This is a genomic window from Halomonas citrativorans (assembly GCF_900163645.1).
GTDB classification, from domain to species: domain Bacteria; phylum Pseudomonadota; class Gammaproteobacteria; order Pseudomonadales; family Halomonadaceae; genus Vreelandella; species Vreelandella citrativorans.
On the sequence record NZ_FUKM01000050.1, the window covers coordinates 26,332 to 40,196 of the forward strand.

Annotated in this window: 12 protein-coding genes; 6 read left to right on the forward strand and 6 right to left on the reverse strand. The window is 54.3% G+C overall.

From position 1 onward, the window contains the following. Window positions 1-4: 4 nt before the first annotated feature. From CZ787_RS12680 to CZ787_RS12695, 4 genes are all read right to left on the reverse strand, one after another. A complete protein-coding gene (locus CZ787_RS12680) occupies window positions 5-778 on the reverse strand; it encodes an enoyl-CoA hydratase-related protein (protein WP_087109757.1) in 774 nt (257 codons plus the stop codon). Window positions 779-937: 159 nt separating this feature from the next. Continuing rightward, window positions 938-2,725, reverse strand: coding sequence for an acyl-CoA dehydrogenase (locus tag CZ787_RS12685; protein WP_087109759.1), 1,788 nt, complete (start codon window positions 2,723-2,725; stop codon window positions 938-940). 129 nt (window positions 2,726-2,854) lie between these two features. Next, the gene (locus tag CZ787_RS12690) at window positions 2,855-4,228 is read right to left on the reverse strand and encodes an MFS transporter (RefSeq protein WP_087109761.1); all 1,374 of its coding nucleotides are present in this window, start codon (window positions 4,226-4,228) and stop codon (window positions 2,855-2,857) included. A 170-nt stretch (window positions 4,229-4,398) separates the two neighbouring features. Continuing rightward, window positions 4,399-5,034, reverse strand: coding sequence for a class I SAM-dependent methyltransferase (locus tag CZ787_RS12695; protein ID WP_087109763.1), 636 nt, complete (start codon window positions 5,032-5,034; stop codon window positions 4,399-4,401). Window positions 5,035-5,078: 44 nt separating this feature from the next. On the opposite strand from CZ787_RS12695, the gene CZ787_RS12700 reads away from it, so the two are divergent. The 3 genes from CZ787_RS12700 to CZ787_RS12710 all read left to right on the forward strand — a co-directional run bounded on the left by CZ787_RS12700 (window position 5,079) and on the right by CZ787_RS12710 (window position 6,916). Then, the gene (locus CZ787_RS12700) at window positions 5,079-5,459 is read left to right on the forward strand and encodes a VOC family protein (RefSeq protein ID WP_087109765.1); all 381 of its coding nucleotides are present in this window, start codon (window positions 5,079-5,081) and stop codon (window positions 5,457-5,459) included. A 116-nt stretch (window positions 5,460-5,575) separates the two neighbouring features. Beyond that, window positions 5,576-5,977 (forward strand): DUF4870 family protein, encoded by a 402-nt coding sequence (locus CZ787_RS12705; RefSeq protein ID WP_087109768.1) that lies wholly within the window; start codon window positions 5,576-5,578, stop codon window positions 5,975-5,977. Between the two features lie 3 nt (window positions 5,978-5,980). Further along, entirely contained in the window at window positions 5,981-6,916 is a 936-nt protein-coding gene (locus tag CZ787_RS12710; protein WP_087109770.1) for a lysophospholipid acyltransferase family protein, read from the forward strand. Between the two features lie 37 nt (window positions 6,917-6,953). Here the strand turns inward: CZ787_RS12710 and CZ787_RS12715 are convergent, their stop codons facing one another. Next, the gene (locus CZ787_RS12715; protein WP_087109772.1) at window positions 6,954-8,363 is read right to left on the reverse strand and encodes a mannose-1-phosphate guanylyltransferase/mannose-6-phosphate isomerase; all 1,410 of its coding nucleotides are present in this window, start codon (window positions 8,361-8,363) and stop codon (window positions 6,954-6,956) included. 24 nt (window positions 8,364-8,387) lie between these two features. Continuing rightward, window positions 8,388-9,962: an alkaline phosphatase gene (locus CZ787_RS12720; RefSeq protein WP_087109774.1), complete on the reverse strand. Its 1,575-nt coding sequence runs from the start codon at window positions 9,960-9,962 to the stop codon at window positions 8,388-8,390. Between the two features lie 154 nt (window positions 9,963-10,116). Between CZ787_RS12720 and CZ787_RS12725 the strand changes: the two genes are divergently transcribed. Genes CZ787_RS12725 through CZ787_RS12735 form a run of 3 tightly spaced genes read left to right on the forward strand, consistent with a single transcriptional unit; the run spans window position 10,117 to window position 13,818 of the window. Next, window positions 10,117-11,658, forward strand: coding sequence for a glucan biosynthesis protein (locus tag CZ787_RS12725; protein WP_087109776.1), 1,542 nt, complete (start codon window positions 10,117-10,119; stop codon window positions 11,656-11,658). Then, window positions 11,651-13,633: a glucans biosynthesis glucosyltransferase MdoH gene (mdoH, locus tag CZ787_RS12730; RefSeq protein ID WP_087109777.1), complete on the forward strand. Its 1,983-nt coding sequence runs from the start codon at window positions 11,651-11,653 to the stop codon at window positions 13,631-13,633. Before CZ787_RS12725 ends, mdoH begins: the two co-directional genes overlap by 8 nt. Next, window positions 13,633-13,818 carry a hypothetical protein gene (locus CZ787_RS12735; RefSeq protein WP_087109779.1) on the forward strand — a complete coding sequence of 62 codons (186 nt, stop codon included), beginning with the start codon at window positions 13,633-13,635 and terminating at the stop codon, window positions 13,816-13,818. The genes mdoH and CZ787_RS12735 overlap by 1 nt, the downstream gene beginning before the upstream one ends. Window positions 13,819-13,865 lie beyond the last annotated feature (47 nt).

Consider the following 13,865-nt stretch of genomic DNA (forward strand, 5'->3'; position numbering starts at 1 on the left):
CTGACTAAAAGTTGGCCTTACGCTTTTCTATAAATGCGCTCATGCCCTCTTTTTGCTCTTCACCGGCAAAGCAGAGCGCAAACAGGCTAGTCTCCAGGGCCAATGCACTATCAAGGTCCTGGTCCATCCCGTCATGAACGGCCTGCTTGGCACCGCGTACCGACTGAGGGCCATTGCCTTTTAACTGCTGGGTAAGCTCTTCGACATAACTTTCAAGCTCTGCCTGAGGCATTACGCGGTTAACCAGACCGATGCGTAGCGCTTCTTTCGCGTCTATCTTGCGCCCTGTCGTCACAAGATCAATCGCCATGGCTGGACCTACGCGGCGTGGTAAGCGTTGCGTACCACCAAAGCCTGGGATGACACCCAACAGAACTTCGGGCTGGCCGAATACCGCGTTGTCGCTGGCTACTGCCCAGTCGCAGGCCAGTGCCAGTTCGCAGCCGCCGCCAAGGCAAAACCCGTTCACAAGGGCGACCACCGGCACCGGAAGCGTTTCAAGTCGTTGAATGGTTCGTAACGCCTGGCTTGCAAAGGCGCGCGCTTCTTCCGGCGTTTTATCACGCATTTCGGTGATATCCGCTCCAGCGACAAAGGACTTTTCACCGGCGCCAGTAATTAATACGGCGCGTAGGTTTGTCTGATTTTCAAGCTCAGTAAGGTGGGTCTCTAGCGCAGAAAGCACATCGCTATTTAACGCATTCAACGCCTTGGGGCGGTTGATGGTCAGGCGGACAATCCCCTCGCTATCGACCTTTTCAATAACTGATTCGCTCATATTGGCTCCTTCATTGTTATGGTGGCTTACATCGTTATGACGGCTTAACTGGCCTGCCTTGCAACCCTAGCGAACGCTTGGTTGGGGGGCAATTACTTCTTCCCTCCCCCTCCAGATAAACAATCGCCTCCAAGGGCGGCGATTGTTGCAATAAGGCGATTAGCCAATCTCGAAATCACTCAGGCATTGAATGCCTGCGTCAATTACCGCCCGCTGGGCACGCCCTACAGGGAGCCACTGGGTGATCACAAACTGTGCGCTTAGGAGTTTTGCCTTATAGAAGGAGTCTGTTGTGCCCTGCCCAATGGCCGCCTGCGCACTGAGTGCCGCTTGCCCCATTTGCCAGGCGCATAACACATGGCCTGCCAGGTTTAGCAACGGGGTCGCATAACCCTGTACGGCATCGGGCCCTTTTTCCGGGTCTTTGCCCTGCTCAAGCACCTGCTGCTTAGCAGCGCTTAAATCCTCAAGTCCGGCAGCCAGCGCCTGCCCCAAATGAGCCAACGCAGGTTCAGCCTTGAGACGTTCAACCGTGTCGGCTACCTCGTTTAGCAAGCTGGAAAACGCTTCGCCATTATCACGCTGTAACTTGCGTCCTGCTAAATCCAGTGCCTGAATGCCGTTAGTGCCTTCATAAATGGGTGCGATACGAGCATCACGCAGCAGCTGTGCCGCGCCGGTTTCTTCGATATATCCCATCCCGCCGTGCACCTGAATACCTAACGAGGCGATCTCTACCGCTTGATCCGTCGAGAAGCTTTTTACCACAGGAATCAGGATATCCACGCGAGCCTGAGCCGCCTGGCGTTCACTCTCGTTTTCAGCATGGCGGGCGGTGTCCAGCTGTGCTGCACAGTACAGCGCTAACGCACGCAGCGCATCGGTGCGTGCACGCATGGAAAGCAGCATGCGCCGCACGTCGAGATGCTCACTGATGGAGCACTCTTTACCGCCTCGCGCTGCCGACAAACGACCCTGATGGCGCTCTTTTGCGTAGGCAAACGCGTGCTGGCAGGCGCGTTCGGCCACGCCAATCCCTTGGATACCCACTTTATGACGCGCCTCGTTCATCATGGTGAACATGTGATTCAGGCCGCGCCCCTCTTCACCCACCAGATAACCAATTGCCCCACCCTGCTCGCCAAAACTTAACGAACAAGTCGGTGAGCCGTGGATACCCAGCTTGTGCTCAATGGCGGTGCATAAAACGTCGTTACGCTCGCCCAGGGTGCCATCATCATTGACGAGAAATTGGGGCACCAGAAACAGCGAGATGCCTTTATTACCTTCAGGCGCATCAGGTTTACGCGCCAGCACAAAATGAATGATATTTTCAGCGGCGTCGTGCTCACCCCAGGTAATATAGATTTTCTGGCCACTTATCCGGTAATGATCACCTTCAGGTACTGCCTTGGTACGCACTTTAGAAAGATCCGACCCTGCCTGGGGTTCGGTCAGGTTCATGGTGCCTGTCCAGATCCCTTCTACCAGATTGGGTAAATACGTCGCTTTCAGCGGCTCGCTGCCATGATGGGCCAATGCTTCAATGGCGCCAGCGGTTAACATGGGACAAAGCCCTAACGCCATATTGGCACCGTGGAGCATCTCCTGAACGGCACTGGCCACCACTTCAGGCAAGTTCTGCCCACCTAACGCTTCCGATACGCCGATGCCGTTCCAGCCGCCTTCTACATACGTCAGGTAGGCCGCCGCGAACCCGTCAGGCGTCGTTACTCGCCCATCCGGATGGTGTTTGGCGCCTTGATGATCACCGGTAGCATTTAGCGGCCCCCACACGTCACCCGCAAGCTTGGCGGCTTCATCCAGCACCGCCTCAACAACGTCGGGTGTTGTCTCTGTAAAATTGGACAGCGTCAGCGAGTGATGCCCGAGCAGTTCTTCGAGCACAAAACGCAAATCGCGTACCGGCGCGACGTAGTGATTCATGGCAAAACCTCGATGTAGAAATAAAACAGTCGTTTGTTATAAACCGTTATATTCGATAGTAGTTTCCTGCCTATCGTTACACCATTAGCCCAACGTCTCACCTCTTTACGATACAGACCCGCTACCAAATTACTTACGCGTACCTAACTGTTCCACATCGTCATAGTAGGCAATTCGGGTTTCTTCCTCGGCGGGCGGGCCGACTACGGGTTCCGCTACGTCCACGTTTGGTACTGCATCCGACAAGTCTTCCAGATGCTCGTGCTCAAGCGCCCCTTGGACAAGCTCCTCGGTAACCACAAGCTCTGCCCCGGCCGCAGTCATGGGCGTCGTCGCGGTAAACGGCGCCACCGGCATCGGGGCGGGGCGCACGCTGCGCCGCCAGGCAAAAAAGAGCAGGAAGAACAGGCTGAGCCCACCAAATGCCCAGAACAACCCGGCATCGCCCACTGCTGTCATAACGGGTGAGATCATCAGCGGGCTTAAGGTTGCCCCGATAGAGTTAATCAGCAAAAGTCCTTGGCTCATACGTACAAGCGCCCCGGCTGGTGCTCGGTCGGCAGCATGACTGACGGCCACGGGGTAGAACGCAAATACTCCACCGCCCAGCAAAAACAGTAATACCGCCAGCAGCGGCGTGGAGAGCGGTAGCCAAAGAATTGCCGCCGACACCAGCACACAAAAACCACTGATCCCGATAAGTACCATTTGGCGGTCGTGACGGTCTGACCAGCGCCCAATTGGATACTGAAGCAGCATGGCCCCCAGCACCACCAGCGCCATCATCTGGCCGACCTGATTCACGCTCATTCCAATGCGCTGCAAATAAAGGGGCAGCAGGGTATACGCCGCCGCGACTACCATGCCCGACCCCAGGCTACCCAGCACACCCGTTGGGGTTAACATGATCAGTCGATAAGGAGGTAGCGGTTCGGCGTGCTCAATCAGAGGGGTAACACGCGGAATCATCGCCATTGGCAGCACAGAAAGCGATGCCAGCATGCCGATCACCATAAACGGTGCCGTCACGCCCATGGCATTGGTGACGCCCAGCAATAGCTGACCAATGACACCGGCGGCGTAAAGCGAAATCATGTAGAGCGCCAACAGGCGGCCACGTACCTTTTGTTCGCCTGCCGTGAGCAGCCAGCTCTCAATGACCAGATAGACGCCGACCGTTGCCCAGCCGCCAATCAAGCGCAATGCAAACCAGGCCCAAGGGTCAAAAAAGAGCCCTTGAAGAAGCACCGTCACGGCAACCAGCGAGGCGAAACTGCCATAGGAGCGAATGTGCCCAATACGCAGCAATAACCGGTCGTTAAACAAGGCGCCCAAGGCCAGGCCAATAAAGTACGCTGATGAGACAATTCCGATCACTGTCGCAGACTCGCCTGCCGCATCCAGGCGTACCGTGATCAAGGTAGCCAAAAAGCCGTTGCCAATGCCTAAAATAAACAAGCCCAACAGAGGCGCAAACGCCATAGCCAGTAATTGCCGCGACATGAAAACCTCACCTTGCCAAACACGTTGTCAAAAAACAGGGTCAAAAAAAGCGGGCGTAGCTGTTTAAGAGCCGTTACCACCTTTTACACAACCACAGGCAAGAAACGGGCGCGCAATTATTGCCCTGGATAGCATAAAGTCAACGCTTTTTCATAGCCTGTTCGTATCGATCAGTGTTTTCTCAAAATTACCGTATCTTTTTCAGGAAATTCGACTGTTAGTTGATGCTGTGCGGCCCACCATTCAAAGGTTGCCTCACTGAAAAAACAGATATGGGTGGGATCATTAATATAGTGCCAGTTGGCAAATGCTGCATGAGTGGTCACTCGCTTGGTCATGATGCCCAGATAACCATCAGGGAGTAGCTGATCAACCAACTGCGCCAGTACCTTTCCGGGCATGGCTAAATGCTCAACGACCTCAGTCGCGGTTATAAAATCATAGGTTTTCTGCAAAACGGACATGTCGGGCGCATAGAAAATGTCGTAGATCGCCATGGGGTGGCCAACTCCCTCGAACATCACAGACAACGTAGGGCCAGGCCCTGAACCAAAATCCAACCCTTTGGCACCTTTCGGCAGCTTGGCTAGCAACGGCGTGAACAAGCGCCCTAAAAACCGCCGGTATCCCATATCTTGCGGTGAATTTTGATGCTGGTCATACTCTGCTTTTTCATCCGCTACGCTTAAATGCTGCTCGGACGGCACAAACACCAGCCAACACGTGGCACACTGGTAATATTCACGACGATGATTTTGATGATAGAGCGAGACCTTAATTTCACCGCATAGCGGACAACATTGCATCGTCGTATTCTCTGGTTTTCGGTTTTGTATTTAAGGAAAGAGGCATGCTCTCAGGCTTGGATCATCTTGTTGTTACTGTCACAGATATGGGTCGCGCGGTTGATTTTTACTCGCGAGTTCTAGGGCTAGACGTACGCTATCGTGATGCCCAACGGGTAGATTTAATGCTGGGCGATACCGCCCTACGACTCCATCAAACCGACACCGACATCGAGCCTATTTCTGCAACCCCTACGCCTGGCAGCCTGGATTTATGCCTACGCTGCCAATTGCCGCTGGATGAGTTCAAGCAGCATCTAGACGTGCTGGGCATTGAGGTTGAACTTGGCCCGGTGGCTCGCCAGGGCGCCAATGGCGCGATCGAGTCCGTTTATCTGCGCGACCCCGATGGTAACCTTTTGGAAATTTGCCGCCCGGCTCGCTAATTTTACCGTCAGTATCTTGCAGGCCAGTGACTAATGCTTAGCGGCGTCGTGCAAGGTATTATAGTGCGTTAAGAGCCTTCGCTTTATTGCCTCATCCGTATTAAAGGTAAAAAGACATGCAAGATAACCGTCATGACTCGCCGATTGAAGGCGAAATTATTTCAGAACACTCCACCGTCGAGCCAAGCAAGCAGCACGACACCACAATGGCCATGGTGGTTTATGCGCTTTATCTGGCAAGCTTTGTTGTCGGCTTCACCTCAGTGGTAGGCGTCATCATTGCCTATGTCTATCAAGGCAAAGGCCCGGCTTGGCTGGACGAACACTACCGCTATCAGGTTCGCACCTTCTGGATTGGCTTGCTGTACGCAAGCATTAGCTTCCTGCTTACCTTTGTACTGATCGGCTTCCCGCTTTTATTCGCGCTGGCGGTTTGGTTTATTGTTCGCTGCGTTAAAGGGTTTAAGGGCTTACAGGATAAACGTGCTCCGAGTAATGTGGACAGCTGGTTAATCTAACGAATGACGGAACATGCAACGACATCAGACAAGCGACTCTCCCGAGCCACGGCGATTGCGTGGCTTTGGCGAAGGCTTTCGCGCTGGCCCCTGCCGCGCCTGTGGCGTTTTGCCTCCACGCTTGGTCCTCTCGTTTACTGCTTTAGCCGCCGTGAGCGAAACGTCACCGATATTAATCTTAAGGTGGTATACCCCGCGCTTGACCAGCGTAAGCGCAGGGCGCTCGCTAAACAGAGCCTTCGTCACTCCACCGCCACCATGATGGAGCTGGGCTATGCCTGGATGGCGGAGCCTGATCGCGTTGAAGCAAGTATTGTTGAAGTGCATGGCCGCGACAAGCTGGACAGCGCACGCGCGCAGGGCCGTGGTGTTATTGTTCTGGCGCCGCATTTTGGTAACTGGGAAGTGTTGAATTTCTGGCTTTCCAGCCATTTCCCTTTCACCGCTATGTACGAGCCTCCCAAAATAACCAACCTTGAGCCGATTATTCGCCATGGCCGCGAACGGATGGGCGCGCAGTTAGTGCCCACTAACCCGCGAGGCGTTGCAGCACTGCTCAAAGCACTTAAGCGCAGCGAGGCCATTGGCATTCTGCCTGACCAGGAACCCGACTGGGGCAGCGGCGTCTTTGCGCCGTTTTATTCACGCGATGCGTATACCGCCACGCTACTCCCCAAACTGGTGGCGCGCACCCAAGCACGCGTTGTCACAGGCGTTGCCCTGCGTCTTCCTGGCCGCGGCTTTGCTATCCATTTTCTGGACGCCGACGAGCGGGTGTATAGTGCTGACGAAACAGAGTCTGCGAGCGGGGTTAACGCCAGTGTCGAAGCGTCAATTGCGCTGGAACCCGCCCAGTACCAGTGGGAATACAAGCGCTACCGCAAAGTCATCGAAGAGCAGCAGCAAAACCCCAACGCCAACGACTTCCGGCTTTACTAAACTCTTCCTGAGAGGTGCTGATAGACATTATCAGCACCTACTCATCGTCATGACGTGCATAGACATCATCGAGTCTTTCGATATCGTCTTCCCCCAGATAGGCACCCGACTGAACCTCAATCAGCTCTAACGGGATTTTACCGGAGTTCTCTAAGCGGTGGAGTGTGCCAATCGGAATATAGGTCGATTGATTTTCACTGACTAAAAAGCTGCGCGCTCCCACGGTTACCTGTGCCGTTCCGCTCACCACGACCCAATGCTCGGCGCGATGATGGTGGCGTTGAAGGGAGAGTCGGCCGCCGGGTTTCACTGTAATATGCTTAACCTGATAGCGCTCACCACTATCAATTGCTTGAAAGTCACCCCAGGGGCGATGTACCTGGGGCGTTGACTGAAGTTCGCGGCGCCCTTTGCTGGCTAACACCGCCACTAATTGTTTTATTTGCTGGGCCTGGTCCCGGTGCGCCACCAGCACGCTGTCAGAGGTTTCAATCACAATCAAGTCGTTAACACCCAGCGTGGTCACCAACCGGTGTTCGGCCATCACGAGTGAATTCGTGGTCGAATGCAAAAGCGCATCACCTTGCACCACGTTTCCCGCTTCATCAGCTGCGGCCATCTCCCAAAGCGCATCGAAACTGCCTACATCGCTCCATTGAGCATCAAGTGGGATGACGGCCGCAAAACGGCAGTGCTCCATGACGGCATAATCAATCGAATTGGAGGGGCAGCGCTGAAACGGCGCCTCGGCGAGCCTTAGAAAATCCAGATCGCTGTGAGCGCCATCAACAGCGGCCTGGCAGGCAGACAGCATCTCGGGCTGGAGGTCCGCTAGCTGCTCAAGATATGTCGAAGCGCGTAACAAAAACATGCCGCTGTTCCAAAGCGTATCGCCTTTTTCAAGCAGTTGAGCGGCGCGTTCGGCATCTGGTTTTTCAATAAACGAGGTGAGCTGATACCCCCTCTTCAACACGTCACCACAGGCGATATAGCCGTATCCCGTTTCAGGATGCGTAGGCACAACGCCAAAGGTGACTAAATAGCCCTGCTCTGCCAAGGGCACGGCCCACGCGACGCTTTGTTGAAAAGCGCTCACATCGCCAATGACATGATCCGCCGGCAAGACCAACAACAGCGGATCGTCTCCTGCGGCCTTGGCTAACAACGCCGCACAGGCAATCGCAGGCGCCGTATTACGCCCTTCTGGTTCTAGCACAATACGCCCTGCCTGGTTCGCTTCACGCAGTTGCTCAGCCATAAGGAACCGGTGCGCCTGATGGCCCATAATAAACGGTGGTGTCGTACTTATCCCTTCCAGGCGATCCAGCGTTTGCTGAAGCAGGCTCTTCGACGAGGTTAAGCGCAAAAACTGTTTGGGCATTTGCTCGCGTGAAAGCGGCCACAGCCGTGTGCCGCTTCCCCCGCATAGAATCACCGGCTGAATCATAGTCTCGTCCTTGTAGGCAAAGCGTTACCGGCTGCCAAATGCTTCCCGTAACCAGTGGCGAAGCTGGCTCATTCGCGCAGCCTTTTCAGGGTTATCCAATGACGGCAGCGTGCCCTCCACAAATCCATACGTGCAAAAAGGCGCCAATAACGCTGGGTCACCGCTAATAATATGCACCGGCACTGCCGCACTGACATCGTCACCGGTAATAAGCGGTGCTGGCTGATGATCGCCAAGCACAATCAGCAACGTTTTATCGTCTACCACGCGCTCCGCCCAACGTCCGACCACCTCTACAGCGTAGTCGACAGACCAAGCGTAATGGTCTCGTATCCGCTCAACATCCTGCCAGACCACCTCCGGTGGGTCACCCGCGTGCTCCCAAGGCGCAAAAATAGCGCCATCGCCTATCGTTTCCCAGTCATCAATCACCGGCAAAATAGGCGTCCAGGGGGCATGGCTTGAAATCAGCGCCATTTGAGCAAATACGGGCGTATTACCCAGCAAATGGCGCTCCGTATAATCAAGCGTGAACTGGTCAGGCATCGTGACCCAATGTAATGCGGGGCCTGCATAATCGATATCTTTAGCGGCAACGATAGTGTCAAAGCCATACGCTTCACCTTCCGGCCAGGCAAGCGTAATCGCGGGCATAATACTCAACGTCTGTTGCCCGGTTGCCTTAAAGTCATCAATGAGCGTTGCGTTTTCACTGTTAAGCATCAGCCAGTACCAAAGCTGATTATCGATCCAGCGACCGCTGAGTAACGTGGCATGTGCCAGCCAGGATTGTCCTCCCCGGATAGGCGCCTGCAGCAACCCCGACACCACGTGGAGATTTTGCGCTGCCAAGCGGTGCTCCATGGCTGCCAGCGTCGGCAACAATATATCGCTATAGCGAACATCATTGAGCGCGGACACGCCATAAGATTCAACGAAGGCGACAAGCACGTTGACCTCTTCAAGGCCTGGCAACGGCTGAGCGTCAAGCGACACCGAATCAAGCTGCTCAGCAAAGTCCAGCTGTGCCTGATGGGTCACGCGTATTTGCTGCCACTGAAAACGCGTTGACTCCACGGCGGGCAGTGTGGAGAGACGAGATAATGGCTTGCCAACATTATCCGCGATGGCCAGGCCCGCGGCCAAAAGTAAAACACCTAGCGCCACTTTTCCCTTAAAGCGATCCAGCCCCCAGGAAAGCGCCGGAAGCAGCACGTAAAGAAGCCCCCACAAAATGCCCATTAGCCCAGCTGCGCCTGCAAGCATCGCGCAAAATGCCCATATTTGGCCTACATTACCTACTAACAAGTGAAAGATTGAGCGCAACAAAGGCAGGTCTAAATATACGTTAAGCGGGCGTCCAAATGCCGTATAAGTGGTGGCATTACCCAGGTTAGCAGCGGTGACTAACACCACCCAACCCGCTATGGCCACGCCAAGAACGCGGCGACCATAGCCAACGGGGAGCAATAACATGAGCGGCACGATGACCCACGCCTCCCAAGCGATAAGCGGTTGGCCTAGCGTGCCAACGTGCCACCATAAAGGCGCAACAAGGAGGATATTAAGAGCGAAAGCACCTATAAATAGTCGCAACATAGCATGCTCATGGTTCTCTCAGCATAGCCATGTTAACGACCATACGTTAAATGAACGGTGTGCATAAAGGATTTAGTGTACAAAATTTGTTCAAACATGCTGATAGTGATGTTAGCTCACCCTGTTTTAGTCAGCCATCGAAAGGAACTCGCCTATGCGCTGTACGACGTTGAAGAGCCCGGAGATCGGAAAGTGGATATTACTGCTTGGCTGCTTTACGGCATTGCCAGCCAGTGCCCACACAGATGACCATTTCAATGCGGTCATTGAGCAGGCTAAACAGCTTGCTGAACAGGCGTATCAAGCGCCTGAAGAATCACTACCCTCGGCCCTAAAAGAGATTGATTACGACACCTATCGACAAATCCGCTTTTCGCCCGACCAGGCCTACTGGCGTGATGAAAGCCCCTTCAATTTACAGTTATTTCATAGCGGATTTATTTTTCAAACGCCTATCACGCTGAATATCATTGAGGGCGATGACGTTACTCCGCTGCCCTTCTCCAGCGATGATTTTCAGTACGATGACAATGCTGAGGCGCTTCTTGAGCAGGATTTAACCGGCAGTGGCCATGCCGGATTTCGGCTGCACTATCCCCTCAACAATGACGATTACGCGGATGAGTTCGCGGTCTTTTTAGGCGCCAGCTATTTCCGTTTGGTGGGCCAGGACCAAACCTACGGATTATCAACGCGAGGATTAGCGATCGACACAGCGTCATCTGAAAAGGAAGAGTTTCCAGCCTTTCGGGAGTTTTGGCTATATAAGCCAGGCGAAGATGCCGATGAAATCACGCTGCTCGCGCTGCTCGACAGTCCATCGTTAAGCGGTGCTTACCGAATAACACTGCGTCCTGGTGAGCAAACCAATGCCAAGGTAGAAGCCGAGCTATTTGCCCGTCACGATGTCGCCAAGCTAGGTATAGCCCCGCTTACCAGCATGTACACGTTTGGCGAGTCTAGCCATGAAAGGTTTGATGATTTTCGGCCGCAGGTACACGACTCTGACGGATTATTGATACATACAGGCGCTGATGAATGGATTTGGCGCCCGCTCAGTAATCCTCAAGAGACACATATTTCAAGCTTTGTGGATAACGCCCCCCACGGTTTTGGGCTGATGCAGCGTGAGCGTGACTTTAGCCGCTATTTGGATATGGAAGCGCATTACCATCAACGGCCCAGCCAATGGGTAGCGCCTATTGATGCATGGGGCGCAGGTCATGTTGAACTAGTAGAAATACCCACTCCGGATGAAACCCACGACAATATTGTTGCCTATTGGGTCGACGATGAGCCGCTTAACGCTGGGGACTCACGCCACCTTCACTATCATACCCACACACTCAATGATGCCCAGGACCACGACGTAGGCCGAGTCATTCGCACCCGTCATGGCAAGGCCACCATTGAGGGGAGCGCCAGTGAAGGCGCTACATTAGAGCGCCAGTTTGTTGTCGATTTTCAAGGCGGTGCGCTTGACGACATTGCCCCAGACCAACCCGTCAAGCTCGACATTAGCACCCAAACCGGCAACGTCACGCAGCCCCATGTTATGTCGCTCCCCGATAACATGTGGCGCGCCAGCTTTCGAGTTCCGCCGACAACTGAACCAAGTGATATCCGCCTGCGTTTAATGCTCAACAACCAGCCCATTAGCGAAACCTGGAACTATGTGTGGTATCCCGATGCGTAAATCTATTGAACTTACCCCGTTGATTCCGTGGTTGGCCTTTCGTCGCGCATTGCTGGCCGTGCTCGTCATCAGTTCCAGCATTGCTGGCTGTGTTGTGATGTTCAAGGTTATTTCCTTTTTGGAAATAGGCTGGCAAATCACCATGTTGGTACTGTTTGCACTAACGTTTAGCTGGATCGCCTTGGCGTTTTGGGGCGCTGTGTTCGGTTTTATTGTGTGCGCCCTGCGGCTAGATCCCTTAAGCCTGCGTCGGCAAGTGCCGCTTTCGCCTAACGGCAATTTACTGGTGAGTAAAACAGCGCTGGTCATGCCGATTTATGCAGAACCTCCCATCCCCACTATTGCAGGCCTCGAAGCGACCTGTCGCTCGCTAATTGAGCAGGCACACACCTCCTCGAACCGTCCTGAGACGCTCTTAAGCGAACACTTCGACGTCTTTATTCTGAGTGATACGCAGGACCTCAACAAAGCCCAGGAAGAGGCCGCCCACGTGGCAGCACTTCAGCAGCGCCTTGCCGGCCAACTGGCGGTTCACTACCGTCGCCGAGAGAACAACCATGAGCGTAAGGCAGGTAATATTGCCGATTTTTGCTGCCGCTGGGGACGCCGCTACGACTATATGGTGGTTCTGGATGCGGATAGCCTGATGAGTGGCGAGACGCTGTTAACACTTGTTCACCGCATGCAGCGCGAGCCCGGTGTCGGCTTGATTCAAACCGTGCCGATTCCAGTTGGCCAGCGCACGCTGTTTGGCCTTTTCACGCAGTTTGCCTCTGCACTTTACAGCCCGATGTTGGCCGCAGGCCAAAGCTTCTGGCAAGGCGATGCTGCCAACTACTGGGGGCATAACGCCATTGTGCGCACGCGCGCCTTTATGGCCAGCGCAGGCTTGCCTACCATTCCCGGAAAACCGCCGCTTGGCGGGGAAATTCTTAGCCACGATTTCGTTGAAGCCGCACTGTTAAAAAGAAGTGGCTGGCAGGTACTTCTTGATACCACGGCCACCACCGCCGTTTCACGCCATGACCCGTATGCCAGCGCCTCTCATAACAGCTTTGAGGCCATGCCCAGCAATATGCTCGACTTTGCCAAGCGTGATCGTCGTTGGCTGCAGGGAAATTTACAGCATCTACGTTTGCTAACGGGCGCAGGCTTTCACCCAATCAGTCGGCTACATTTTTTCTTCGGCGCCTTTGCCTATTTATCATCGCTTGTGTGGCTCGCTTTGCTGTTGTGTACGAGCCTCCTGGTCGGCTACCAGGCGATTGATGAGCCGACAGAGCAGATGCTGTCCAAATCATTATCAGTAGGGCTACTGACTGTTACCTTGGGGATGCTGCTGGCACCCAAGTTTCTGGGGTTTTTACTAGCACTCGGACAGTGTCCTCATGCTTTTGGTGGCAGGCTTAAGCTATTCGCCAGCATGGTATTGGAAATACTCTTTGCCGCGTTGATTGCTCCCTTGATGATGGCATGGCACAGCCTGTTTATTATCACCGTGCTGCTAGGACGCTCTATTGAGTGGCAAACCCAACCCCGAGGCGAGCGCTCTTTACCATGGGGAGAAGTGTGGCAGCATGCTGGCTGGATGACGTTATGTGGCCTTGCCTGGGCGGGAGCTGTCATGCTGTTTTCCGCCTCAGCCTTTGGATGGCTATCGCCGGTATGGCTGGGCCTGCTGTTAGCCGTGCCGATCATCAAGTACTCCAGTAGCAGCACGTGGGGCGGCGTTATCAATCAGCGCTTAGGGCTGCTGCAAACGCCTAGCACGAGTTTAAGCCCATCTTTGCTGGATGAATTTAACGCCCTTATGTCGCGTGACAATTCAACCTTGCCTGCCATGGCCGATGGTTCCCCGTATGTTCTTAATGCGCTGCCTTCTGAATTGTCTGGCGAGATGCCACCTCAGTCGCTAAACCAGTTTAGCATCCAGGCGCTGTCGTCCCCGGCTGCCCAGACGAAGGAGCCCCATTAATGCTTGGCCAGCTAGCACATCGGCTAAGCAGCTCGAGCGGGCGCGCCTGTTCGATGCTGGTTTATTGGCGCCCTGGTCGACAACGCAGCCTGTGGTTCGCCGCAGGTGCAGATGGCCTGCGCTCGGGCGACCTGTATGCCTGCCGAGCGGATCATCCCCTACTGGCGCGTACCCGTAGTGGGTGATGACGTGTTGCAGCTTTTCAAACGTTAATTTTCGACCTAACCTGCCA